The organism is Agromyces humi, from assembly GCF_009720255.1.
Lineage (GTDB): Bacteria > Actinomycetota > Actinomycetes > Actinomycetales > Microbacteriaceae > Agromyces > Agromyces humi.
This window is the reverse complement of the sequence record NZ_WJSP02000002.1, coordinates 24,265-47,626: the sequence shown is the minus strand read 5'-3', so window position 1 is coordinate 47,626 and position 23,362 is coordinate 24,265. Positions and strand designations below refer to the sequence as shown.

24 protein-coding genes are annotated in these 23,362 nt (G+C 67.2%); 17 read left to right on the top strand and 7 right to left on the bottom strand.

Going from position 1 to position 23,362, the window contains the following annotated elements:
* Positions 1-801 precede the first annotated feature (801 nt).
* Both GH736_RS00485 and GH736_RS00480 read left to right on the top strand, forming a co-directional pair.
* The gene (locus GH736_RS00485; protein ID WP_159599203.1) at positions 802-3,216 is read left to right on the top strand and encodes a type IV secretory system conjugative DNA transfer family protein; all 2,415 of its coding nucleotides are present in this window, start codon (positions 802-804) and stop codon (positions 3,214-3,216) included.
* On the top strand, positions 3,213-4,703 hold the full coding sequence (locus GH736_RS00480; RefSeq protein WP_159599201.1) for a hypothetical protein: 1,491 nt from the start codon (positions 3,213-3,215) through the stop codon (positions 4,701-4,703). The genes GH736_RS00485 and GH736_RS00480 overlap by 4 nt, the downstream gene beginning before the upstream one ends.
* A gap of 25 nt (positions 4,704-4,728) precedes the next feature.
* Here the strand turns inward: GH736_RS00480 and GH736_RS00475 are convergent, their stop codons facing one another.
* A complete protein-coding gene (locus tag GH736_RS00475; RefSeq protein WP_159599199.1) occupies positions 4,729-5,373 on the bottom strand; it encodes a tetratricopeptide repeat protein in 645 nt (214 codons plus the stop codon).
* A 106-nt stretch (positions 5,374-5,479) separates the two neighbouring features.
* Here GH736_RS00475 and GH736_RS00470 point away from each other — a divergent pair, with 106 nt between their 5' ends.
* Genes GH736_RS00470 through GH736_RS00455 form a run of 4 tightly spaced genes read left to right on the top strand, consistent with a single transcriptional unit; the run spans position 5,480 to position 7,756 of the window.
* Entirely contained in the window at positions 5,480-6,118 is a 639-nt protein-coding gene (locus GH736_RS00470) for a hypothetical protein (protein WP_159599197.1), read from the top strand.
* Complete coding sequence (locus GH736_RS00465) at positions 6,115-6,435, top strand: cyclic-phosphate processing receiver domain-containing protein (protein WP_159599195.1); 321 nt, start codon at positions 6,115-6,117, stop codon at positions 6,433-6,435. The genes GH736_RS00470 and GH736_RS00465 overlap by 4 nt, the downstream gene beginning before the upstream one ends.
* A 50-nt stretch (positions 6,436-6,485) precedes the next feature.
* Positions 6,486-6,953 (top strand): DUF2510 domain-containing protein, encoded by a 468-nt coding sequence (locus GH736_RS24810; RefSeq protein ID WP_235933777.1) that lies wholly within the window; start codon positions 6,486-6,488, stop codon positions 6,951-6,953.
* A 26-nt stretch (positions 6,954-6,979) separates the two neighbouring features.
* The gene (locus GH736_RS00455; RefSeq protein WP_159599193.1) at positions 6,980-7,756 is read left to right on the top strand and encodes an LEM-3-like GIY-YIG domain-containing protein; all 777 of its coding nucleotides are present in this window, start codon (positions 6,980-6,982) and stop codon (positions 7,754-7,756) included.
* A gap of 24 nt (positions 7,757-7,780) precedes the next feature.
* Here GH736_RS00455 and GH736_RS00450 read toward each other — a convergent pair whose 3' ends face one another.
* Entirely contained in the window at positions 7,781-8,176 is a 396-nt protein-coding gene (locus GH736_RS00450) for a hypothetical protein (RefSeq protein WP_159599191.1), read from the bottom strand.
* A 327-nt stretch (positions 8,177-8,503) separates the two neighbouring features.
* Positions 8,504-8,641 carry a hypothetical protein gene (locus GH736_RS00445; protein WP_159599189.1) on the bottom strand — a complete coding sequence of 46 codons (138 nt, stop codon included), beginning with the start codon at positions 8,639-8,641 and terminating at the stop codon, positions 8,504-8,506.
* 81 nt (positions 8,642-8,722) lie between these two features.
* On the opposite strand from GH736_RS00445, the gene GH736_RS00440 reads away from it, so the two are divergent.
* The 3 genes from GH736_RS00440 (at position 8,723) to GH736_RS00430 (ending at position 10,904) form a co-directional block, all read left to right on the top strand.
* Entirely contained in the window at positions 8,723-9,832 is a 1,110-nt protein-coding gene (locus GH736_RS00440) for a hypothetical protein (protein WP_159599187.1), read from the top strand.
* A gap of 25 nt (positions 9,833-9,857) precedes the next feature.
* The gene (locus GH736_RS00435) at positions 9,858-10,595 is read left to right on the top strand and encodes a P-loop NTPase family protein (protein ID WP_159599185.1); all 738 of its coding nucleotides are present in this window, start codon (positions 9,858-9,860) and stop codon (positions 10,593-10,595) included.
* A gap of 99 nt (positions 10,596-10,694) precedes the next feature.
* A complete protein-coding gene (locus GH736_RS00430) occupies positions 10,695-10,904 on the top strand; it encodes a hypothetical protein (RefSeq protein WP_159599183.1) in 210 nt (69 codons plus the stop codon).
* 22 nt (positions 10,905-10,926) lie between these two features.
* Here GH736_RS00430 and GH736_RS00425 read toward each other — a convergent pair whose 3' ends face one another.
* The gene (locus GH736_RS00425; protein ID WP_159599181.1) at positions 10,927-11,301 is read right to left on the bottom strand and encodes a hypothetical protein; all 375 of its coding nucleotides are present in this window, start codon (positions 11,299-11,301) and stop codon (positions 10,927-10,929) included.
* Between the two features lie 44 nt (positions 11,302-11,345).
* Positions 11,346-12,080, bottom strand: coding sequence for a hypothetical protein (locus tag GH736_RS00420; RefSeq protein WP_159599179.1), 735 nt, complete (start codon positions 12,078-12,080; stop codon positions 11,346-11,348).
* A 94-nt stretch (positions 12,081-12,174) separates the two neighbouring features.
* Between GH736_RS00420 and GH736_RS00415 the strand changes: the two genes are divergently transcribed.
* Entirely contained in the window at positions 12,175-12,813 is a 639-nt protein-coding gene (locus GH736_RS00415) for a hypothetical protein (RefSeq protein ID WP_159599177.1), read from the top strand.
* Between the two features lie 114 nt (positions 12,814-12,927).
* On the opposite strand, the gene GH736_RS00410 is transcribed toward GH736_RS00415, so the two are convergent.
* Positions 12,928-13,548, bottom strand: a complete 621-nt coding sequence (locus GH736_RS00410) for a hypothetical protein (RefSeq protein WP_159599175.1) — start codon at positions 13,546-13,548, stop codon at positions 12,928-12,930.
* 74 nt (positions 13,549-13,622) lie between these two features.
* Between GH736_RS00410 and GH736_RS00405 the strand changes: the two genes are divergently transcribed.
* Genes GH736_RS00405 through cobB form a run of 6 tightly spaced genes read left to right on the top strand, consistent with a single transcriptional unit; the run spans position 13,623 to position 17,110 of the window.
* A complete protein-coding gene (locus GH736_RS00405) occupies positions 13,623-14,132 on the top strand; it encodes a hypothetical protein (RefSeq protein ID WP_159599173.1) in 510 nt (169 codons plus the stop codon).
* Between the two features lie 36 nt (positions 14,133-14,168).
* Positions 14,169-15,059: a metallophosphoesterase gene (locus GH736_RS00400; RefSeq protein WP_159599171.1), complete on the top strand. Its 891-nt coding sequence runs from the start codon at positions 14,169-14,171 to the stop codon at positions 15,057-15,059.
* The gene (locus tag GH736_RS00395; protein ID WP_159599169.1) at positions 15,007-15,642 is read left to right on the top strand and encodes a hypothetical protein; all 636 of its coding nucleotides are present in this window, start codon (positions 15,007-15,009) and stop codon (positions 15,640-15,642) included. Before GH736_RS00400 ends, GH736_RS00395 begins: the two co-directional genes overlap by 53 nt.
* 36 nt (positions 15,643-15,678) lie before the next feature.
* The gene (locus GH736_RS00390) at positions 15,679-15,828 is read left to right on the top strand and encodes a hypothetical protein (protein ID WP_159599167.1); all 150 of its coding nucleotides are present in this window, start codon (positions 15,679-15,681) and stop codon (positions 15,826-15,828) included.
* The gene (locus tag GH736_RS00385; protein WP_159599165.1) at positions 15,825-16,418 is read left to right on the top strand and encodes a nuclease-related domain-containing protein; all 594 of its coding nucleotides are present in this window, start codon (positions 15,825-15,827) and stop codon (positions 16,416-16,418) included. The genes GH736_RS00390 and GH736_RS00385 overlap by 4 nt, the downstream gene beginning before the upstream one ends.
* Positions 16,415-17,110: a Sir2 family NAD+-dependent deacetylase gene (cobB, locus tag GH736_RS00380; RefSeq protein ID WP_159599163.1), complete on the top strand. Its 696-nt coding sequence runs from the start codon at positions 16,415-16,417 to the stop codon at positions 17,108-17,110. Before GH736_RS00385 ends, cobB begins: the two co-directional genes overlap by 4 nt.
* An 824-nt stretch (positions 17,111-17,934) precedes the next feature.
* Here cobB and GH736_RS00375 read toward each other — a convergent pair.
* A complete protein-coding gene (locus GH736_RS00375; protein ID WP_159599161.1) occupies positions 17,935-18,357 on the bottom strand; it encodes a hypothetical protein in 423 nt (140 codons plus the stop codon).
* Positions 18,358-18,501: 144 nt separating this feature from the next.
* Between GH736_RS00375 and GH736_RS00370 the strand changes: the two genes are divergently transcribed.
* The gene (locus GH736_RS00370) at positions 18,502-23,355 is read left to right on the top strand and encodes an FtsK/SpoIIIE domain-containing protein (RefSeq protein WP_159599159.1); all 4,854 of its coding nucleotides are present in this window, start codon (positions 18,502-18,504) and stop codon (positions 23,353-23,355) included.
* Positions 23,356-23,362: the final 7 nt, after the last annotated feature.

The following is a 23,362-nucleotide window of genomic DNA, read 5'->3' as shown; positions in this document are numbered from 1 at the left end:
TCTGTTCGTCGTCTTGGTGGTCCCGGTTCGTTTGGCGGGGTGTGCGTCGTGCCGTTCAACCCTTGCGCTGGTGATGCCTGCCGGCGGCGGCTTCGCATGACTGGGTTCTCGGGGGAAGTCCAACGACTCGTTGGACGGCCCGGACGGCGTACCGGGAACGGAGCGTTCGACGGGGCGGCGGACGTGCCGGTCAACGGTACGCGCACAGGACGTGAGCATCCCCGCGGAGCCTGGGCGGAGAGCCGCCGGCAGGCAAAGGTTTGTGACCCGACAACGGAGGGTCACCAGACGGAGACACGAAGTGGCTTCGGCTGCCTCGCAGGAAGCTGCACACGGCAGCGACCATGCGACGCGAACCTGCACACGGCAGGCGAGCAACCCCGCCCCCACAGGGGGTGAAGCGGACACGGTAGCAACGTGACCGCGGAACCGGGAGACTTCAGGACGCGCCAGCGTTCGGAAGACGGACGGCGCCGCACCGAAGGTGAGGACGGAAGACGCAGTCTGACGGGGGCACCGACGAAGCGTAAAGCGACATGTATGTCGGCGCGGGAGGTGGCGCGGCGCACGTCGCGGGGGTCGTTGTGGGCGTTACTCGTGCCCTCTGTGTGCGCCGGGTTGGCGGGGTGGAGGCGGCGAGTATCCGGACCGGTTTCGCGCATGATCGTTGCGCGGGCGGGTGGTCCGTTGCGTGCGACGGTCACTCTCCGACTGGTGCACCGGCGGGCGCCGCACCGGTGCGCGAGAACGACTGGACCGCTGGCCCGCCCCGGTGCACGGATCGCCGCATGTCCTAGGTGCATGACCAAGCACGATTCCCCGCTTCGTGTGTACAAGCTCAGCCGGTCCGGCAGCTTCGACCCGAACCCCATGACGTTCATCCAAACCGCAGGCGTTTTCGCGTCCACGGTCGTGCCAGGAACGACGCTGCTCACCACCCGTGATGAGAACGGTTTGGCGCACTTCCTGATCGTCCCCGCGACGCACTCGGCGGGGAAGTCGGCGATGCACCTGGCGGCCGCGGTCGCAGCGCGCGCAGAGGAGGTCGACGAGCTTCCCCCGCTGGCTGACGCAGCACAGGTTGCGTGGCTCACCACGGAGCGGACACCTTCGCTCGTTTCCCGCGACACCCAGCAGGGTGCAGACCCCGCCGCGGTGTCCCGTGCGCTGTCGATCGCGATGCGTCCCGGGCAGTGGGTTGCGGCGACGCTTCGGCGTCCCACCGCGAAGGAGCGGAAGTGGCAGCTGGCGTGGCTGTCCGCGCAGCTCGGGACGAACAACCCGCAGTACCACTCGAGGCGTTCTGACGCGCTCGTCGCGACGTTCTACGCGGGCGCGGAGACGACCGCGGAAGCGGGCACGCTGCTGCGCGAAGTGGGCGCCGCGATGCCCGGGTTCGACATCGGCACGGACGTGGCGACGTCGTCACGTTCCGGTGACGCGAAGCCGTGGATCAAGGGTGCGTTCGCGCTCGGCGCTGCAGGCGGTGTTCTCGCGTTCGGTGGTGCGGAACTCGCGCACCTTCCCGCCCTCACCCAGGTGACGTTGTTCGCCGCGGCCGCCGCGTCCGCGGTGATCTCAGGCGGGCTCCGGTCCGGGCACATCCCCGGCCGGCACAGCCGTTTCCGCGCTGCGCTCCACGACGGCCGGCTGCCGGCACCTGCAGGCCTGTCGGTCGCGCCGCAGAAAGCGCGGAAGGAGTCCGAGGACAAGGACGGGAACAAGATCCCCGCCCGCGACCCCGGGTACGGGTTCCCGCAGAACGCGTTCCTCGTCGGGCAGGAGATCCCCGTCTCGCTCGTCGCACCGCACGCCGGGTCGGCGTCCGGTGAGCAGTCCACCGCGGTGCGCGCCGCACCGCCGATGATGAACCAGATCATCGGTCCGCGGATCGGGGTGTCCCTTGCAAACTGGGTTGCCCTGTCCGCCAAGGATCTCTGGCAGGGCGTGATGTTCCTCGGCGTGCCCGGATCCGGCAAGTCCCAGGCACTCCGGTCCGTGTGGACGTGGATGTGCTTGGAGCGTGCGAAGCCGTCCGGGCGTGACGGGTTTCCCGGCGACAAGAACGTCCTCGTCGCGCTCGAGACGAAGGGGCAGGGTGCGGAGCAGTACCGCCGGCAAGCGGAAGCGGTCGGTGACGTCGTCGGCGTCTGCGACCTCTCCGACGGATCCACCCCGGCGATCGACATGTTCCCCCGGGTCGGGTCGCTCGAGCATCAGGCGCGCACCATCACGAACGCGATGAAGTACGTCTGGGGTGAGACCTCCATCGGGTCGCACTCGTTCAACATGCTCACCCGTGTGTTCTGCGGCGCCCTGATCGTCACCCCCGCGATCGTCGCGAACGCCGCCGGAGTCCGGTCCGGGGCGTCACCGTTCTACTACGCGAACATCCTCCTCGGCGGGTTCGGTGACGAGCTCGCCGTCGCCCTCGCCACCGCGATCAAGTCCGAAGCGGCGCGCACCAACGCCACCGAAGACGACGACCTCGGGTTCGCGTGGCTGCAGCTGTCCACCCTCTACGGGAACGGTGTCACCCCGGCGAACCGGAAGTCCGCCACCGAAGCGCCCCGGAACAAGGCTGCGGCGCTTCTCACCGCCGAGGGGTGGTGGTCGCGGACGTCGAAGGTCAGCTGGGACGACATCCTCGAGCACGGGTGGGCGGTGATCGTGAACGTCGGATCCTCCAAGGGCGGCGAGCTCGTCGACAAGCAACTCAAGGAGGACATGTCCGCGATGCTCATGTACTCCCTGTACGACGCCATCCAGCGCAACTGCATGGACTGGGACGAGCAGGGCCGGCACGTGTCGATCTTCTCCGACGAGCTCACCGAGATCGCCGGGAACAGCCCCGAGATCGTCGAGTGGATCAAGGACAAGGGACGCTCCTACGGCACCATCCCGGTGTTCGCCACCCAACGCGCCTCGCAACTGGTCCCGCAGGTGCGGGAGTCCGTCCTCGGCTTCGGGACCGTGCTCGCGTACACGCAGGACGTCGCGCAGGTCATGTCGCAGATCGTCGCGGACCTCTCCGCGGACGGGTCGCACTGGGAGATCGCCGACGTCGCGAATCTCCCCCGGTACGAAGCGATCGTCCGCACCCGGGTGAACGGCACCCGGCAGCCGGCGTTCACGATGAAGCTCGCCGACTTCGAATCCGACATGTCCGGGTACGAGCGAGTGCAGACCGTCGCCGACGCTGAGGTGCCCGCATGAGCCGCGCGGACCTCGGCGTCTGGGCGGACTTCCTCCCCGACGAGGAGATGGACGTCGACGCCGACGTATCCGACTTCCTCGCGCCGGTCGTCACCGACGACATCGAACTGCCAGGCGACACCCCACCCGTCAATGTCGACGGGGCCCGGCGCCGGGTCGGAGGTGGCGGCTGCCACCCCGACGTCACCGCCGACCTCCGGTTCGACCCGTACCACCGTGAGCTCTGGACGTCCGGGTCCCAGGCAACGTGGGTGTCCGCGAAAGCCGCCCGCGACCAGCAGGCGATCGGTACGTCGCGCATCCCGAAGCACCTGGACGCCGACGTGAAGGACGCCGCCTCACGGATCCTCGCCGGCGGCCGGCTGCACGCGTACCTCGACGTGCTCGCAGCGCTCGACCAGTGGCGGGTCGCGACCGGTGAGCAGCTCGCGGCGATCACCGGGATCCCACACCTCGCGTCCGGGAAGTCGTCGATGATGCGAGACCTGTTCACAGTCGGCGCCGTCGACGTCGGCGTGTTCCGCAACGCCCTCACCCCAACCAGGATGACCCCGCGCGCCACCCTGTACCGGCCGGGGACGTCCACGTTCGTGGAGAAAACCCTCGCCCCTGAGCTCACCTACGCGGAATGGCTTTCCCTGACCGGCGGGCACACCCAGAAGATGGGCGGTCAAGGCCACGACCGCCACGGTGTCCTCACCACCGAACTCGCCGTCCGGGTCGCAGAGCACACCACCGCGGCCGCCGTCGTCGGGGAACGGTTCTCGCAAGCGAACATGCTCGGCTACACCGGGCTCGGGCTCCCATCCCAGGACACCGCCCGGTACACGAAGTCCGGCGACATGACCGTCATCCGCCAAGACGGCGCCCGCATCGTCGTCGAGCTCACCGCCACCGTCGGCCGGGCGCTCGAACGGAAGATCGAAACATGGGTGCGGCTCCTCGAGGACCGACGCATGGACGCCTCCGGGCTCGCCGTCATCTTCCTCACCGCGGAGAAACTCGACGGTGACACCTCCGGGAACGTCCGCTCCACCGTGCACCGGATGGTGAAAGACGCTGTCCGTCTCTCCCCCGGCGTCACCTACGACCGCACCGGTTCAAGGATCGGTGTCGCCGACTGGCGTGAATGGTTCCCGACCGAGCACGTGTCCACCGACCGGTTCGAGAACCTCACCGTGAACCGGCCCGTCGACGGGGTGTGGCAGGAAGCGTCGTTCCTTGACCCAGCCGACCTGCCGTTCGCACCGGCCGGGACGTGGGCGACCGACGCCATCGACCAGCTGACGTTCCTCCGTGGGATCCCCAGGTGGCTTCGGGACGGCCGGCGGCCGCTTGACCTCTCCGATGTGCTCCTCCGCACCGCCGGGTACCAGGACGTCCCAGTCCCCGCCATGCAACGGCCAAGTGACCGGGACCCGCGCCCGTTCGGCGGGGCGCACGGCGCGACCGGGGAGGCGCTGCCCCCGAAACGGATGCGTGGCTGAGCTCTCGGCGGGTCGGTCGGATCCGCTAGGCACGGCCGGCCAGCACCCGCTGAGCGTCGGCGTTGCCGGCCGCGGCCGAGTTGGAGAACCAGCCGCTAGCTGTGTCGTGATCGCCGAGACGGTCCAAGATCAGGGCAAGCCGGAACATCGCCTTGTCGTGCCCTCCCTGGCTGGCGCGGGAGTAGAACAGGATCGCGTGCCCGAGGTTCTGCTGATGACCCTCCCACCAGACTCCCATCAGGTAGAACGAATCGACGTCGCCGCCGTTCGCTGCGAAAGCCAGGTTGCTCTGCGCCTGATCCCAGTTCCCCTGTTCGATGTGCGCGAGTGCAAGGGTTTTCGCCATCGCGGTCGCAGCCCTCGCAGAATCGGAGACGACATCGGGCGGGTTCACCAAGCTCTCCAGAAGTTGCGGTGCGTTCGGCTCGCCAGCCTCGACCGCTCTCCTGGTCCACTCGACGGCCTGCTCGTGGTCGCCCATCACTTTGAACAGCCAACCGAGGTACGCGTACGCCCTGACGTTTCCGGCGTCGGCCGAGCGGATGAACCACTCGAACGCCTCGTCCAGGTGGCCTCGCATGTTGTATGCGATGCCGACGTTCATCAGGGCGTCGGGATCACCGCTCGATGCGATCGCGATGAGCTGCTCGAGCTGGGGGTCGTTCGTCATGGTCGAAAGGTACCGCTCCGTGCCATATCTGTGGCGAATCTCAGCCGGACCATGATCGGGCATGGACGGTTCCGCGCATGACTCCACAGAAGAGGAAGGAACCGCGTTGAGCCTGCCCACACTGCGCGCCGCATTCGGCGAGCACCAGACCCTGCAACTCCCCGAACCGCACACCCTGCCCGAACCGCACCGCCAGTTCTGGCTCGGAGTGCCGAAGAAGATCGTCACCGAGCAACGACTCGTGAACGAAGCCATCGACCGCGGCGAGATCTACGTCGTCCGCCGCACCGCTTCCAGCACCGTCCCCACCATCCACCGCCACCAGTGCGCCTCCGCGGTGAAGCTCATCGACCGCGGTGAAACCTGGGAGCAGCTCTGGACGGACTACATCAACCATCGGGTGACGATCCACCCCGGCATCACCCTCGAGATGCCGGTCATGATGGACCGCACCACCGTCGAGAACCTCCCCGCGTACACCGCATGCAACCGCTGCACACCGGCGCTCAGCCAAACCCGGAAACGCCGCCAGCACGACACCACCCCGACGAAGCTGTCCTCCATCGCGCACAAGCACATCGGCCGGACCTTCGTCACGCTCGACGGGACGGAGCTCGGTGAGCTGATCTCCTTCACCGTCACCGCCGACGGCATCACCCTGCATTTCCCAGACCGGCAACACTACGCAGGCCTCGACGAGCAGATCATCGTCCTCCCCGCATCGGCGCTTACAGTGGCCGCATGACTCGGCTCTGGATCGACGACGAACGCCCCGCACCTGCAGGCGACGACTGGGTGGTCGCACGCACGTCAGCGGAAGCGATCGCGCTGCTCGAGCAGGCATCGCAGAACGGCCCCCGCTTCGACGAGATCTCCTTCGACCACGACCTCGGAATGGTCGGCGGCCGCACCGACGACACCCGCCCGGTGATGCTCTGGCTCTGCGAGCACGGTACTTGGCCGGGGAAGGTCGTCGTACACACCGGGAACCCGATCGGCCGGACCTGGCTGGTCGGGATGGCCAGAAGGTACGGCGCCGAAGGGATGGTCGTGATCGGCTGAACCGTGCCGGGTTCGATAGGCTCAGGCGACCGTTCCGAAGGAGGCCGGGCATGACGAGCACGACACCGCCTGCCGGCTGGTACCCCGATCCCAGCGCTCCAGGGCAGACGAGGTGGTGGGACGGTACAGCATGGGCGCCAGCTCAGTCCGCCCAACTGGTTCCGGCGGCGGCAGGCAACCCGATCGCGAACCGTGCCCGGATCATCGGATGGTGGGCGATCGGCGTCGGAGCGACCTTCTGGTTCATCCCCATCGCACTCACGCTCATCCCAGTCGCTGAAGTGCAGACCTTCGCCATTCTCACATCCTGGGTTGGCTTCCTCCCGGTTCTCACCCTCACCGTCCTCGCCATCGTGTTCGGGTCCATCGGCCTCCGCCGCGCCCAAGCTCAGGACGGGCTCGGCAGACGCGCCGCCCGCTTCGGGCTTTGGGCGGGAATCGGCACGCTGGCATCACCTGTCGTGGTGGTCTTGATCGTCTTGATCGCCGTCGTCATCACAGCCGCAATCTCCGGCTGACGCCCCCGCTGGCTACGCTGAGCGTCATGCCGACCGACACCCGCATCCCCAACGAAGTCGCCGAGGTGCTCCGCTACTACGTGTACGCGCTCCGCGACCCAAGAGACGGGCGGGTGTTCTACGTCGGCAAAGGCGTCGGCGACCGGATCAACGCCCACGTTCGCGAAGCCGGCGCCGACCTCGAATCAGAACGGGCGAAGCTCCGCACGATCAACGACATCGAAGCGTCCGGGCTCGAGGTCGAGCTGCTCTTCCTCCGCTCCCACATCGACGACGAGACCACCGCGTTCACGGTCGAGCAGGCCGTCATCGACGCATTCGCCGCCGACGGGCACACGCTCACCAACCTGGTCCGCGGCCATCACTCAGGCGCCCACGGCCTCGCCACCCTCCCCGTGGTCGTCGCCCGGCACCGCGCCACCCCATGCCCACCGATCGACCTGCCGCTCATCATGGTGAAGATCCAGCGAGGGTGGCGTCCCGACATGAGCGAGCAGGAGATCTACGACAAGACCCGCGGGCACTGGAAGATCTCACCCTGGGTGCGGGACCGCGCCAAATACTGCCTCGGCGTCGCGCACGGCGTCATCCGCGGCGCCTACCGGATCGACACCTGGTTCCCGTCCGAAGAGCCATGGGATGCCGGCCGGAACCGGTGGGGGTTCACCGGCGAACGCGCCCGCGAACTCGACCACGTCGTCGGCACCCACGTCCGCGACGTCTTCGGGCAACGGGTCATGTACCGGCGGTACCTCGACGGGTACGAAGGGGCGCCCGACACGGGAGACGAGCAGATCGCCTGATCGGGGCCCGTGCCCGGCCGCCTGTCAGGCGACGGTCAGATCACGCTCACGTATCAGGATGCCCCGCTCGAGGAACTCCGGCAGGGCGCTCGCCCGGATCATCGCGAGGTACTGCTCGGCGGGGCGCCCAGGCGTTGCCGGCAGCCAGTCCTCCGGCAGCGACGGCTTCTCCGTCCAAACAGGAGGCGTGATCCCGCGACGCTCCGCCGCCCAGGCGAAAACGGTCGCCAGCAACGTGTCCCATCGGACATCGCCGGTAGAGGACGGCGCCTCCAAAAAGCCCTCGAGCTCCACGGAGGTGCCGGCGAGCCGGAAGTGCTCGAGCGCTTGGACGAGGAGCCGGAGGGCGGAGTTCTCGTCGCCGTCTCGCAGCTCCTCACGGATGTGGTCGGCAGCAGCGCGCGCCGTGAGCTTCGACATGGCGACCTCCTCTGTGCCTCACAAGATGCAGCGACACGAGGGCTGTGAAGATTCCACCGTCACTGCCCCGCGCATGCCACACCCGGAAGACAGGCTCAATCGACCAGGAACTGGAGATGACCGCCGTGAGGTTCTACGACCGCGCCGGCCGCCAGGTCACCCAGCAGGAGGGCAGATCTGTTCGGCGCTGACCGCGTCGTCGCGCACGACGTCTGCGTCGTCGGTGAGATCTCCACCGTGCACCTGGTCCTCGACCACAACCACTCCGGGGTCGGCCGTCCGTTGATCTTCGAGGTGAAGACTTGCGCTCCGCGGTGCGGATGGCGGTCACCGAGTCCTGACGGTGATCAGGCTCCAACCTTCCGGGACCTTCGAACGAAGCTCCGCAACACCCGCCTCATAGGAGTCCGCGTCCACTTCGATCCGCTCCGTCTCATCACGGCGGATCGTGCCGATCACCTTCATGGCCGCAGCTTACGTCGCCCTCCTGACACGGGCCTCGCCGCATTCCTCACCTTCGACGGATCCGTCAACGAAGGAGTGGCCATGCTCGCGTCCCACCTGCAGAAGAACGTCGCCGACAGGTCCGGGCTCGAGGTGTCGATCCCGAACATCATCGTCGCGATCGCCATCTCCGTGGCCGTGCTCCTCGCAGCCGTGTTCGGCGCCGTCACCGTCATCCCCTACACGCAGGATGCCACCACGCAGAGCACCCTCGACGCGTTCGCGGACGCTGAGCAGATCAGCATCTCGAAAGACGGGGTGTTCCAGGACCACCAAGGCCTCATCAACGCCGGCTACCTGCAACACAGCGGAAACCGAATCGCCGCCACCTTCGACAATGACGAGTTCTGCGCCGCCATGGCATCACCGAGCGGCGCGATCTTCTGGACGAAGGACGATCAGCCCGTCCCGTTCCTCAGCGCAACGCAACCTGAAGCGAACTGCCCAACGACAGCGGACGTCTCCGCCGCCACCGTTCCAGGGCCCGCAGCGGCCGGCCCTGCCGCGCCGGCGAACCACTCCTCCGTCGTCGAGGTGAAGACCTCCCCGCTTCCTGGGAGCACCGACACACCGATCCCACTCGCGACCCCGCTCGTGCCGAGCGACGTCGTGGTCGTCGTCTTCCACACCGTCTACATTCAAGCCGGCACCGTCACCGCACCCGGCCTCACCTTCCAGCACCCGGTCACCACCCAGGCCACCTACCGGACGAACAGCTACCGGCACCGGGTGTCCTGGACAACCGGAGCGACCGGCCCGACCACGATCACCGTCAACCCCGGCGGCTCCCCCACCAACGCGGTCGTGTACGTCCTCCGCGGGCTCAACTCCCCTACCCTCGCCTCGGTGTCGTCATCGACGTACGGGTCGACGTTCGCGACGACCAAGACCACCCCCGCAGCCACGGCTGGGCGCGACCAGATCGCCATCTTCACCGCGATGTCCGAAGGCGGTGCCGGATGGGTGTTCCCCGCAGCACCGGCCCCGGCGTCCGGATGGCAGGTCGACCAGACCGCCACAACGGGATATGCGATGTTCGCCGCCTCAAACGACGAAATCACCACCACCGGCCCCATCTCCGCCACCCTTCAAGGGACGATGAACACGTACATGGGCGTCACCATGCTCGTGTTCGGAACCCCGTCACCATGACCGGGTCGCCGCATGTCCTCTTGGCATGAGCCGACAGCAACCCCGTCGCCGGCCGACCCTCATCGGCCCTCTCAACGACGATGAGATCCGTGCCGCCGCGCCAGCCCTGCCGTTCGGGGAGTCACCTCGAGCGGCACGTGAGCTCAGGTGGGATCCGACGTCCCGCTCCAACCTGTTGCTCGCCGGAAGCCACGGCACCGGGAAGTCGAACGCCGGTGATGTCCTCGCCGCCGCCGCACGCGTCCAAGGTTCGGCGGTGCTTGGAATCCGCGCGCAAGGCGCACCCGACCCACGGTTCACCGCGTTCGCGAACGGGATGGAAGACGCCGAGCAGCTGTTGGTCGAACTCACCCAGGAGATGCGCCGGCGTATGACCGCGGTCCGCGCTTCCGGGGAACGGTCAGTGGAGGCCCTCCCAGAGAAGCAGCGGCCGCCGCACCTGTTCCTGTTCGTCGACGGGCTCGCCCGCCTCCCGTTGCAGACCAAGCTGCCACCAGAGGAGCTCCGCGCCGCACGCACCGAGTTCTACGACTACCTCCGCCGCTCCATCGACCTACTCTCCCGTGCAGGCGCGCTCCTCCGCATCCATGTCGTCGTCGTCACCGACCGAGACGTCCCCAAGCCCCCGTGGAACACCGGGGTGATCCGCCTCCGAAACCCCGGCCGCGGCACCTACGACACCGGGACGAAGACCCCGCAGCCGGCGGCGGTGTACCCGGCACCGTCAGCCGCTCAGGTCGGCAAGGCACTCACCGGCATCTGAGCCGAATGTCGGCGGGACGACCTAGCGTGATGTGCATGCGACACCTTCCGCTCCCACCCTGCCCACCGGGGCGGGGAACAGCACCGGAAGGAACCACCCATGGACGACCACCCCTGGCCGCTGAAGAACAAGCTGCCTGACGGCCACGAGCACTTCACCCGCGCCATGCTCATCGAGTTCCTCGACGCCGCCGGCGTCGAAGACGACAGCCCCATCTGGATCGACAACTACCGGCAGATCCGCCACATGATCGCGCAGCGTCCCATGGAGGTTCTCGCCGTCCACTCGGACGGCGTGCACCTCGGCTGACCCGTGCCAGCGGAGGGCATGCTCAGTCGGGCATGTCCTCCGAGGCGAGGTACCCCTGCCTGGCGATCGCGTTCTGCGCGAGCTCGAGCTCGGCGGCGAGTCGTTTGGCGAGCTCCGCGGCCGCGAGCAGATGATCGGTGGCTTCCGCCGCACGCTCCCCCGGGTCTGCACCGTCGGACTCGTACACGTCGAACTCATCTAAGGATCGACCGAGGCCCTGCGCGAGCTGCACCAACGCCTGCTGCAGGTGGCCGACACCCTTCAGGTTGCCGAGGATGTCGTACACGAGCGGCGCCGGGAGCTGCGCACCCAACGTGAACCGGGCGATCTGCCTCGACGCGTCGTTGACCACATCGGCCTGCCGGACGGTGGGATGCGACGTGAGTTCCTGCGTCATTCACGAATTCTCGCCGAGCAGCCTACGGATCTCCTAGTGAACGGCTAGTGAACGCCTTTGTAGTCGATGCAGTTCGCGGACACCTGGTTCGGGCCGGTGTTGTCGATGACGACCCGATCCCCGACCGTCACCTTGCAGCCGGCGTCGTTCGCGCCGTTCCAGGAGACAGCACCGTAGTAGAAGCCGATGCCGGTTGGCACCTCGATCGTGTAGGGCCCCGCGACACGGCCGAGGTCGACCACGGCCGGGGTGTCGTCGTAGGTTGACCCGAGGATCTGGATGTCGCTGCCGTAGAAGGTGATCACCGCGACCGCAGGTGCCGGGGCGGGCGCCGGAGTCTCCTCGAGCGTCACCTCTTCACCCTTGACGTATCCCTTCTCGGCGAGCTCGATGACGCTGGTCGGGATGGCGACATCATCGCCGGTGAGCCAGTGCTTCCACGACGACGGGTACACCTCCTCCCACTCGATGCACGCCCCGGTGGCCGTCCCGAAGTTCGTGTTCCCGCCGACCTCTTCGATGAGGTAGCCGACGCAGGAGTCGGCATCCCGTGCGGCGTCCGCTGCGGCGATCTCAGCAGGGTCCGGTGCGTTCCCCGCCTGGGAGCCGAACGTGATCGATGCGAGGACCGCGACCGCGGCGACCGTCGCGCCGGCGGCGATCAGGAACGGCGGCTTCGCGAACCACGGCCGTGTCTTCGGTGTGGTCTTCTCAGCGACCGGCAACCCGAGCGGTTCGTAGGTGACGTGTTCGTCCGGCGGTGGGGTCTGGTCGGTCATCGGGTCCTCTGGTTGGTGTGGGCTCGCCCACCATAGCGGCGGGCGCAGACCTTCGGGCAAACCGCTCATGCGCGGCGCCGCACACCCATCAGGCATGACCGACGTCACGTTCCGCAGCCGCCACCTCGACGGGAAGTTCGCCGCCGAACCAGCTCGGCCGGGGCCGGTGCTCGCACCGAACCTCGCCGTCGAACCGGCCACCGGGAAGGTGACAGTGGGGACGACGTTGATGAAGGTGGGGGTCACCCCAGGCGTCCTCGACGACGATGCGGACTTCGCGTTCAAGAACGGGCAATGCGTCGCGTTCGCCCAGGCGGTCGTCCGGCACCTCGACCTTGAAGGGGTGACCGTCTACTACCGCACTGACGAGCAGACAATCATCCACGCGTTCGCAACCGACGGGTCCAGGTACTTCGACGTCACCGGCGAAGTCGACATCGACGAATGGGAGCAGGACTGCTTCCCCGACGCCGGCCTCGAGGACGACGCCGACGACGACCTCTTCGACGACGGCATCGGGTGGGACCGGTACGAGCTCGACAGCGACGAGACCCTCGACATCAACCACGGCGAATGGTCGAACGGGCTCGCCACCCAGAACTTCGACCTCGCCGCCACCATGATGAACGCCTACGAGGAGCGGCTGGAAGCCCAGCGGCTCGCGAAAGACCAGGCCGACCGGGAGACCTGGTCGTACCTCACCGACCTGCGGCTCGGCCAACCCGTGCGCTGACCACTCGGAATTCGGAGGTAGGGTGGCAACCCGGAGCTTCCGTTCCATCCCCGACACCGGGTCCGAGGAGTCGACGAAGACGTCGGTGGCCACGTCGACCCGGTGTCGGGACTCTCAGTCGCCGTCCGAGATCGTGACCCCGCTGATGTCGTCCATATCGTCGGCCTGGATGATCTCCGAGCAGTAGGCGGTGAACACGGTGCGGTCGGCGAGCTGGTCCCAGTTCACGCGCTTCTCGCTCGAGCACTCCACCGTCGTGGCGTCGTCCATGGTCAAGGTGAGATCGAAAGACGGAGCGCTTGACCCTGCCTCGAGCGCAACCTCGACCGTTGTGGTCGGCCACGATGTCGTCTCGACGGTGACGACCCCGTCCTTCAGCGCCCACGCCCCTACGTATTCCGCTTCTCCGGACGTCGGGCCAGAGACCTGGAACGCCTGCGATCCAGCCATCGCATCGTGAAGGTATCCGGGGATGAACGACACGACCCCGGCGAGGATGGCCGTCACCGCGGCCACGCCGAGCAGAATCCCGGTGCGGGTCGGCTTCGCGGGCGCCTCTTCGCCAGCGTTCTTCCAACGAGCCCGGAACCACAGGATCAAGGTGAGGCCGGCAAGCACAACGGTGATGACGCCGCCAGGTGCAACCCCGCCAGCTTCACCGGTTGTCCCCAGGGCTGACGCCCACATCGCGGCACTGAGCAGCGTCAAGATCCCGCAGATCCACACTCCGGCCATCAAGCTCCTCACTCGTGCCATCACCGTAGCGGCAGCCAAGGACCGCACGGCGCCTCGCCGCATGTCCAACCGGCATGCCTCCGGTTCGTGCTGACCTGTCCTCGCTCGTGTTCGACCCGGAACTGCTCAGCATCCTCCTCGACACACCCGGCCCTGACACCGCATGCCTGGTCGCGGCGAACCCTGCGATCGACGACGCGATCGTCCGCCGGCTCGTCTACTACTCGTACCCGGTGCGGGTGGAGCTTGCCCGGAACCCCGCGGTCAGCCGCGAGATGCTCGATGCCCTCTCGAAGGACGCGGCGCTCCGCGCCTACCTGGCGCAGAACACCGGCCACCCTGACCTCCTCCGCACCGTGTACCTCCTCGGCCGTGACGACGAGGTGCTGTTCTGGCTTGCCAGCAACCCGGCAACCCCGTTCGAGGTGCTGGAGTGGATCGCCGAGGACACGAAGGTGCACCGTCGCGTCATGCTCGCCCACCAGGTCCGCGGCCCGCACCGGTCATCAGTCCTCGACATCCTCCGACGGGACCGGCACCCGAAGGTCCGCGCGGAAACGAGACGCGCCGCCGCTGCAGTGTGAACGAATCGGGCGGAGTCCGCCGCATGGCTCCTTGGTGTGACCCCGCACAGCGATGACCTGACCCTCCCGGGCGAGACCCGCGCCGCGGTCGCCGGCGACTGGCACGGCAACCACATGTGGATCCAGCAGAAGATCCCCGCCCTCGCCCGCGCCCACCCGGACGTGCAGACGATCCTCCACCTCGGCGACTTCGGCATCTGGCCTGGCCCGACCGGGAAGAAGTTCCTCACCTCCGTCGACTACTGGGTCGGGAAGGCACGTGAGGCAGGGTCGAATCTCTCGCGGATCCTTGTAACCGTCGGGAACCATGAAGACCACGACCGGCTCGAGAAACGCTTCGCGTCCCGGCCCGGTGAGCCGATCCAACTCTCCGAGACGGTGTGGGCGCTCCCCCGCCCGTACCGGTTCACGCTGAACGGTGTTCGGTTCCTCTCACTCGGCGGCGGCGCATCCGTCGACTTCCCCTGGCGGGCGGAAGGCCGCACATGGTGGCCGGCAGAACGGATCACTGACGAGCAGGTCGACGCTGCCATCGCTGGAGGCGCTGCCGACATCATGCTCACCCATGAGACCGTCAACGGCGGCACCCGTGCGATCGAGACGATCCTCGCATCCAACCCGCACGGGTTTCTTCTGCACGCCCTCGCCTACTCCGCCGAATCACGGATGCAGGTCACCCGAGTGTGGAACGCTGTCCGCCCACGCGTCCTCTTCCACGGGCACATGCACGCGAAGGACATGATCACCCTCCCCGACGGCCGCTCCGTCCGTTCCCTCGGCTGTGACCAGCAGGCCGGGAATATCGGTGTGCTCGAGCTCGACGGGACCGACCGGTTCACGTTCATCCCCCGAGCGGACCGCGCATGGTGGCCACGTGAAGCGAGAAGACCAGACCTTCGACCCTGGCGACCGGGTCGCCGTCCTTGATGTCTACGCCCTGCAGGTGATCGGCGGAACGGTGAGCCTGTCCGACCTTCGCCCGGGCATCACCGCCGTGATGGTCGACCTCGACGGCCGCCCGCGACGCCCCATCCCGGCGTACGCGGTCGAAGCCGGCGAGTCCACGGACCGGGAACTCCCGATCGCGCTGATCGCGATGGACGCCGCTCAGCAGCTCGCTTGGGCGGCCGACGACATCTACCGACGCTCCGCGGTCTCCGCCATCCAGCGGCTGATCCTTCACGAGCAGGCGGACGCAAGGTCTGCCGTGATCCGCACTGATGCGGCCGAGTCGGAGCTCGTGTCGATCGGAACCGCACCCGGCCGGTCAACGCTGCAGCGGAGAACTCGCGAACGCGTCGAAAGCCTCATCAACGTGAACGACAACCCGTTCGACCGGACCGGGCGGGGCAACAGCCGAAAGGACGTCATCGACCTGACGGCCGACCCGTTCGACGAGTTCGACATCGCGAGCCTTCCTCTCGGCGGGCTTCCCGACAAGGTCCTGAGCCAGCTTGCCGCCGCAGTCGGCGCCGAGCTCGCACGTCGCACCGAACCCACCACCGAGTAGCCCTCGACGTCGCGGTCCGCCGCATGTCTTCCGGGCATGAGCGATCAGCGAGAGAAGCGGAACCACGAACGTGACCAGGTGGACGCGTTCCTGCATTCGGCCACCGGGTTCTGGGTCATCGTCGGGATCATCGCCGCCATCGTGGTCGCCGGTGTGTGGACCGAGGTGGCAAGGCTCCTCGGTTGACCGGCCGCGTCTACGGCCGCGCCGGCGGATCGCTCGAGCACGGCACGTTCGCCGCGAACGCTGACGTCGCCAAGCGCGGCGCTGACGGTGAACGCCGCACCGCGAAGATCCTCGACGTCCTCACCCGTTCCGGCGTCGCCGTCTTCCACGACCTCAACATGCCCGGCACGAAGTACGCAGCGAACGTCGACCATGTGATCGTCTCCGGCAACCACGTCACCATCGTCGACTCGAAGGTGTGGCAGGGCGCGTTCTACTGGACGCTCGGCGGCGCCACGTTCCGAGGGCTCCGCCGTTTCTCCGCTCGAACCCGGGACGGGAAGGTCAGCTACCCCGCGGAGAAACGCACCCTGCCGATGGCCCGTGACCTGCTCGCCGAGCACCTCGGGATCAGCCCGTCGAAGATCCGGCTCGCCCTGATCATCTGGCCGACCGGCCCGAAGCCGCTTTCAACGGTGTTCTTCCGCCCGCCGGGCAGCCCGAAGGTGATCAACGGGCAGACCCTCTCCGCCGTCGAAGCGGGAGTCCGGTTCGGCCGGAAACCCGCCGACCCACACCTCGTGTCGAAGCTCGCCACGCTGCTCCGATGAGGGCGGTCGTCCTCACCGGCGCCGGCATCTCCGCAGAGTCCGGGATCCGAACGTTCCGGGATGCCGGCGGCACCTGGGAGAACCACCGCATCGAAGATGTCGCCACACCGGACGGCTACGCGCGGAACCCGGAGCTCGTGCACCGGTTCTACAACGAGCGGCGCCGGCAACTGGCCGACGTCGAACCGAACGCCGCGCACCTGGCGCTCGTCCGCCTCGAGCAGCACCTCGGCGACGACCTCCTCGTGGTCACCCAGAACGTCGACAACCTCCACGAACGCGCAGGGACCCGAAACCTCATCCACATGCACGGCGAGCTGAACTCGGCGCTGTGCACCGTCTGCCGGGAACGAACTCCGTGGACGGCTGATCTCGGCCTCGATGACGAATGCTCCGTCTGCGGGATGCCCACACTCCGGCCGGACGTCGTCTGGTTCGGTGAGTTCCCACGGATGATGGACCGCATCGCCGCAGCGATCGCCTCCTGCGACGTCTTCGTCTCCATCGGCACCAGCGGCACGGTCTACCCGGCCGCAGGGTTCGTCCGTGACGCCAGGGCCGCCGGCGCCGCCACGCTCGAGCTGAACCTCGAACCGAGCACCGGGGCTACCCTCTTCGCCGAGCGCCGGCAAGGCGCCGCCACGGAGCTCGTTCCCGACTGGGTGGAAGCCGAGCTGAACTACGAGTTCTGACCGTCGAGAACCGCCCACAACGGCAGGTTCGCCGCATGTCTGAACTGTGCAGGAGTCCGGGGTGGCCCGGCTGAAGACCCCGCGCATGTGACGTGGGCAGCTCCATCCAGCCTCTGCACCGGAGACCACCCATGCCAGCAGCCCGCGCACCCGAACCCACGATGAACATCGCGCCGCACGTCGCGGTCATCGGAGCGATCGGAGGTGCGGTCGCCCAGTACTTCGGGATGCCCGGGTTCGCGATCGCGTTCATCGCATTCATCGCCGCCGCCCACCTGTCCTCTCCTCCGCAGCTGACCGGCGGCCGCACCAAGAACGACCCGCCGACGCCGGGCTCCCCCACCGAGCAGCTCGAACTGAACCGGTACCGGATGTGGGCGAGCCTCAAGTGGTCGATGATCATCCCGTCCGAGACGTGGATGCCGTTCTGGCCTGGCCGCCGTCAGCAGCCGATCGCCTGGCTCGCCAACTCGAATTTCCCGACCCTGCAGAAGCTCGCCGGGTACACCATCTCTCAAGTCGAGCACCAGTTCCTCTTCTACGTCGCGCTCGGCCTGGCCGTCATCGCCGCCGCGTTCCCCGCCACGGGCCTCGAAGAGCTCGCAGGCCTCACCGGTTACGAAACCCTCGCGCGTACCGCCAACGCCGTCTGCGCATACATCCTCGTCATGCAGGTGTCCGCCGCCGTCCGCACCTACGCAGCCCAAGACGACGTCGCACCCGCCACCGGCTACGACGCCCTCCTCGCAGCGCTCGGCACCCCCACCGGCCGCGGCCGCGGGATCGGCGCGCTCATCGGCGCCGGCGCCGCAGCGTTCGCCGGGTCACTCGCATTCAGCATCATCGCGACCCGGTTCACCTGGTGGATGGACATCTACCCGATCCAGCTGTGGCAAGTGAACCTCGCGGTCATCGTCGCCGCGGCCGGCACCGTCCTTCACCTCGCGTTCCGGAACCAGGTGCTGCAGGAATGGCGTGACCGCGTCCAAGCCCGCCTCGAATGGGATCCACGCTGGAAGGCGTCCGAGCTGAAGCTGGAAACCCCACCGCGGCTCGTCGCGCACAAGGCGATCGGCGACACCGTCACCGTCGACACCTTCGAAGCCGCAGCGACCGGCGGCGCCGCAGCCGGGATCATGCAGCTCACCGCGCAGCTGACCCTCCTCATCGGCTCCGGGAAGAAGATCGCGATCCTCGAAGAGCCGGACGTAGACGCGAACGGGCAGCCGATCCCCGGCAGCATGCACCCGCTCCGGTTCCGGATCGCCACCTGGCTCACCGGGGAACTGCCAGACCTGTCCACCTCCGACGTCGACCAGGAGCTCGTCGAGCTCGCGTTCGCATCCGCGCTCACCTGGGCGGTCACGAACGACCAGCGGATGGGCCGGTGCGTGCTGCTTGAGGCGCAGTCCATCGCCGCCGGGCCCGACCGGGACGGGCAGTACCCGCTCTGGGAAGGTTCCGACAGCGCCGACGGTGAGGATGACAGCCTCGACGACCTCGACGACCTTGAAGGCGTCGAGCCGGACGAGGCACCCGCCTCCGGGGAGCCGGAAGGCCCCACCCCCGGCGCTTGGCAGACCGCATGGGCGTTCCCCGACGGTGCGTCCCTCGGATTCGTTGAGATGTCCGCCGGTGTGATCGGCGCGTACCTCGGCACCGAAGTCATCGTCGACGCTGCAGCGAACACCATGTACATCGGTACGCTCACCAACGGCGCACCCGAGTTCACCGTCCCCGCCCTCGCCGAACGTTTCGTCGAACTGGCCGTCCTCGCCCGGTGGGACCAGCGGTGGAACGACATCCTGAAGATGGGCGCACGGAAGCCCGTCCCGCAGTACAACGTCTACGGCGAAGCGAAGCTGCCGATCGCTCCGTCCGGGCGGCTCGTCACCGTCAAGAACCAGCCGATGGTGATCCCCCAGGGTGTGTCCATCCTCGAGTACATCCAGCCACCCAAGCCGTACGAACCGCAGCTGTCCACGACACTCTCCGCAGCACCGTTCACCTCCATCACCGGCGTCTCCGGCTGGGGTGGCATCCGCCCCGGGAACCGTCACCAGCAGGCGATCAACGTGTTCTGGTCGGACGAGCAACTCCCCACCACACCTGACCAGGTGATGCCGGCCGAGATGGACAACAAAGCCGCCGGATGGGTGCTCGCAGGACTCATCAACCGGGCGTTCGACTCCTGCCGGCTCGCGCGGCCAGAGATCATCTCCGCCACACCGATGACCGACCGCCGCTCCCGCGGGCACATGTGGAAGGTGCAGCTGAAGCTGTACGGCGGTGTCACCATCGCTGAAGTCCGCACGAACGCGCAGAAGATCCGCCAGGCCCTCCAGTCCCAGTGGCTCCGGGTCGCGGAAGCCGGCGATGGTGTCATCACCATCGTCACCGGCGCGAACCCGACCAACACCGGATTCAAGTACGCCGAGGTCCGCGGCCGCGGCAGCAAGATGAGCCACGAAGACTACGTCATCAGCCTTGACTGGGAACAGGCGTTCCTTGTCGCCAAGGTCATCGGCGACGGCGGTGTCGTCCCCAAGCTCATCGGCACCGACGTCCTCCCGAAGAACCAAGACGTGCAGGTGCTCGACTTCGAAATGCCGCCCGGCGTCACCCGCGGCCAGATCAAGGCGGCCGCGCAGACGCTCATGACGGCGACTGACAACCAGTACGTCGACGTCAGGCACCACCCAGAAGGCGCCAAGAACGTGCGGATGCTCGTCTCCAAGCAGCACCCGCTTCCCGAGTACGCCGCAGTGGACTGGGACGTCATGGACACCGCCGACGGGGTACTTCCGTTCGCAACCGGAGTGGAAGGCGAGCCGGTGGTGTTCTCGCCGAAGCAGTCACCGCACGTGCTCGTCGCGGGTGCATCCGGAGCCGGCAAGTCGGTGAACCTGCAGGTTCTGCTCTACGGCGCAGCCCTCCAGGGCAACGAGATCTACGTCGTCGACCCAACCAAGGGCGGCGCCGACTTCGGATTCGTCGAGCCCTACTCCAAGGCGTTCGCATCGACCGTCGAAGAAGCAGCCGCGCTGATGAAGCACGTCTACGGCGAGGTCATGCGACGCAAAGAGCTGAACATGACCCACAAGGTCGGCAGCTACCGCGACCTGCCGGCAGATGTCCGACCCAAGCACATCTACCTCATGATGGACGAGTTCACGAGCCTCATGCAGCCCGATCCGGTCTCCAAGACCGCCTCGGACGACCCGGTCGTTGAAGCAGAGCGTCAGACCCAACTCCGCAGCAACCAGGCCAAGGCGTACATCGGCACGATGACCGGGAAGATCGCTCGCGAAGCCCGATCGGCCGGCGTCACCCTCATCCTCGCCACTCAGAAGCTGACGGCCAAGATGCTGGACGGGATCCCGGGCGCAGGTGACCTCAAGCTTCTGACCATGGACACACGGGTACCCGTGCCAGTTTCCGAGCGGTTCCCCGACGGTTGGGCGACCAACTCGGAGCTCATCGTCGGCGACCGCGTCTACACCCCATATGGCAACACCACTCCGATCCTCGGCTTCACCGACATCGTCACCAATCGCCCGGTTCACAGAGTCAAGTTCGACGACGGGCAGACTGTTGACGTCGACGCTGGACACCTGTGGCAGGCCGCCGACATGCGCTCTCGCAAGCAGCACGGCCGCACAGACCGCGGCGAAAATGGGCCGTGGAAGAAGGTCATTCGGGCACAGCGGTTGCTCGGCACGGTCGCGCCCGGTACGTGGATGTCTCCGTCCGAACTCGCCCAGGAACTCGGATACCTCACCACCGAGCGGATCCTCGCTCTCGCGACGAAGTTCGGCACAAGACGAGGCATGTACGACCGGCTGACTGGCAGGGTGCGTAATTACGACCGTGACGAGCGTCGTGGGACTGCACCCAAGCTTTTCCACGCTCCCACTGCTGCGGCGATCATTGGCCTCAGTGGCAGCAAGCTCGCCGGCGCGGTGCGCGAACTCACGCTCGACGACAATCTGTGGCTCACCGCTCGCGAGCTGACCGAAATCGCATCACGAGGACCGGTGTCCGCCAGCGCCGCTGGAAACGTCGGCACCACCCTCCTGAAATTCGAATGCCCCTCGATCGAGCAGGAGCACGCCCCGTTCGTCTATGACGCACACCACTTCATCAGCAACCTCGTCCCCGAGCTGACGAACATGGTCGCAGTGGACAGCAACGGTGCACCGTTGCCCCTTGAGCGGATCGTCACCACTCAAGAGATGCTGGAGACGCTGGTGGCCCGTGGCAGTCACTCGAACTGGGCCATCCGACTCCCGGAGGCTTTCGATGGCCCTGACGTTGACCTTCCGATCGACCCGTACGTCCTCGGAGCGTGGCTGGGCGACGGATCAACTGAAGCCGGATCGTTCACATCCGCGGCAACGGAGAGCTGCACCGACGAGGTCGGTCTGACCGATCAAGCTCACCTCATCGGCCAGATCCGCTCAGCAGGCTTCGTGGCGAACCCAGTCACCAACAGCGGCAAGACCGTCGGTGTCCACAACATGCTCCCCAGCCTGCGTGCGGCCGGCGTCCTCAACCACAAGCACATCCCAGCCGCCTATATGCGTGCATCCGCAGCGCAGCGCCTCGCTCTCCTGCAAGGTCTCATGGACACGGACGGCACTATTCACAAGCGGAGCGGTCAATGCCACATACTGCAGGTCCGCCGTGAACTCTCGGTGCAGATCATGGAGCTCGCCCGTTCGTTGGGGATCAAGGCAACCTGGAGTGAATGGGATGCCGGAAACGTCCCTGAGGGTTGGACTGAGAAGAAGATCACCAGCCGGGCATACTCGGTCCAGTTCCGCACGAACCTTCCAGTGTTCCGCCTCCCCCGGAAGCTGGCTCGCATGAAGAAGGTGTTCAAGGAATCAAGCCGAACTCAGTGGCGGTACGTGAAGTCAATCGAGGTGTTGGACGCACAGCCAATGCGCTGCATCGGCGTCGCCGACGAGAGCCATCTCTTCCTCGTCGAGGGGTTCATCCCTACCCACAACACGAACCTCTCCCGCATGCTGCTCGGCAACGCGACGAACGGCGACCGTGCGAGCGCGCTGAAGAACTTCACGGACGCGCCGACGCTCGGTGATCACATCCCGAAGGGCCGCGGCCTGTACGAGGGCGAGGGTCTGGCGGAGATCATCCAGTCGTGGTTCGAGCCGTCGCAGATGACGTATTCGGAGAAGCTCGCGGAGCGCCGGGCCCCGCTGCCGGAGTCGGAGCGTCTGGATCTGCAGGCGCTGATCCCGAAGCCGCAGGTGACTGGTGAGTTCGCTGTCGCCGGTGATGAGGATGCAGTCGTTGAGCCTCCTGCGCGCCCGTCCAAGCCTGCCGTGCTTGCCGCTCCGGTGGTGGAGGATCTCGGTTCGTTCGAGGTGGACTTCTCGTCGTTCCTCGATGAGCTCGACGACGAGTCCGACGATGATGTGGTGCCGGCGGCCGCCGACGCTGACCTTGAGGAAGCTGAGGAGCTGACTGTGCAGGAACCGACCGTCCCCACCCGTTCGAATGAGCACCCGTCGCAGGTGTGGTTCGTCGATGTCGACGGGGCGATCTCGCCGGCGTCCGCGCCGGCCGGTGACCCGGCATGGGGTGACTGGCGGACGGTGACGGTTCCCGGCATGGGTGAGGTGGGGGTGAGCGCCCGTATGCTCGAGCAGCTCGGTGGTGCGAACGCCCGCCTGGTATGGCTGACCGACTGGGAGGGGTACGCGAATGAGACGTTCGCGGCGGCGATCGGCCGCGGCGAACTGCCGACCCTCCGTCGCGGTGAGTCCCGGCACGGGTGGTGGAAGCTGGACGCGGTCGCCGCGTACCTGGACGCGCACCCGGAGGTTGAGCGTGCGGTGTGGTTGGACGACCAGTTGGGTTCGGAGTCTCCGCTCGGTCTGACGTGGGCGGAGATGTCGGAGGAGCTGTTCGAGCACGCCGGCGTCGAGGTGCTGCTCGCCGCGACCGACAAGGGCACCGGGTTGAAGGTGGAGGAGGCGGAGTTCATCCTCGGCTGGCTCGGCGGCGCAGATGAGGCCGTGGACGATGATGCGCCGACGTTCGACATGTCGGCGTTCGACGAGTTCGACGACGACGTTGACGAGCCGGAGGCCGAGGCGGAACCGGTGGTCGTTGCTGTGTCGGCGACGACGGCCACTAAGTCCTTCGCGGCAGATGAGTTCGGTTCGGCGCCGCAGAAGCGTGTGCTCGAGCGGGACGTCCCGTCCGACTTCTGAACCTGGT

What these genes read in the sequence shown, in the direction of transcription:
- GH736_RS00485 (WP_159599203.1), top strand. Translation starts at nt 802, where the DNA reads ATGACCAAGCACGATTCCCCGCTTCGTGTGTACAAGCTCAGCCGGTCC.
- GH736_RS00480 (WP_159599201.1), top strand. Translation starts at nt 3,213, where the DNA reads ATGAGCCGCGCGGACCTCGGCGTCTGGGCGGACTTCCTCCCCGACGAG.
- GH736_RS00475 (WP_159599199.1), bottom strand. Translation starts at nt 5,373, where the DNA reads ATGACGAACGACCCCCAGCTCGAGCAGCTCATCGCGATCGCATCGAGC.
- GH736_RS00465 (WP_159599195.1), top strand. Translation starts at nt 6,115, where the DNA reads ATGACTCGGCTCTGGATCGACGACGAACGCCCCGCACCTGCAGGCGAC.
- GH736_RS24810 (WP_235933777.1), top strand. Translation starts at nt 6,486, where the DNA reads ATGACGAGCACGACACCGCCTGCCGGCTGGTACCCCGATCCCAGCGCT.
- GH736_RS00455 (WP_159599193.1), top strand. Translation starts at nt 6,980, where the DNA reads ATGCCGACCGACACCCGCATCCCCAACGAAGTCGCCGAGGTGCTCCGC.
- GH736_RS00450 (WP_159599191.1), bottom strand. Translation starts at nt 8,176, where the DNA reads ATGTCGAAGCTCACGGCGCGCGCTGCTGCCGACCACATCCGTGAGGAG.
- GH736_RS00445 (WP_159599189.1), bottom strand. Translation starts at nt 8,641, where the DNA reads ATGAAGGTGATCGGCACGATCCGCCGTGATGAGACGGAGCGGATCGAA.
- GH736_RS00440 (WP_159599187.1), top strand. Translation starts at nt 8,723, where the DNA reads ATGCTCGCGTCCCACCTGCAGAAGAACGTCGCCGACAGGTCCGGGCTC.
- GH736_RS00435 (WP_159599185.1), top strand. Translation starts at nt 9,858, where the DNA reads ATGAGCCGACAGCAACCCCGTCGCCGGCCGACCCTCATCGGCCCTCTC.
- GH736_RS00430 (WP_159599183.1), top strand. Translation starts at nt 10,695, where the DNA reads ATGGACGACCACCCCTGGCCGCTGAAGAACAAGCTGCCTGACGGCCAC.
- GH736_RS00425 (WP_159599181.1), bottom strand. Translation starts at nt 11,301, where the DNA reads ATGACGCAGGAACTCACGTCGCATCCCACCGTCCGGCAGGCCGATGTG.
- GH736_RS00420 (WP_159599179.1), bottom strand. Translation starts at nt 12,080, where the DNA reads ATGACCGACCAGACCCCACCGCCGGACGAACACGTCACCTACGAACCG.
- GH736_RS00415 (WP_159599177.1), top strand. Translation starts at nt 12,175, where the DNA reads ATGACCGACGTCACGTTCCGCAGCCGCCACCTCGACGGGAAGTTCGCC.
- GH736_RS00410 (WP_159599175.1), bottom strand. Translation starts at nt 13,548, where the DNA reads ATGGCCGGAGTGTGGATCTGCGGGATCTTGACGCTGCTCAGTGCCGCG.
- GH736_RS00405 (WP_159599173.1), top strand. Translation starts at nt 13,623, where the DNA reads ATGCCTCCGGTTCGTGCTGACCTGTCCTCGCTCGTGTTCGACCCGGAA.
- GH736_RS00390 (WP_159599167.1), top strand. Translation starts at nt 15,679, where the DNA reads ATGAGCGATCAGCGAGAGAAGCGGAACCACGAACGTGACCAGGTGGAC.
- cobB (WP_159599163.1), top strand. Translation starts at nt 16,415, where the DNA reads ATGAGGGCGGTCGTCCTCACCGGCGCCGGCATCTCCGCAGAGTCCGGG.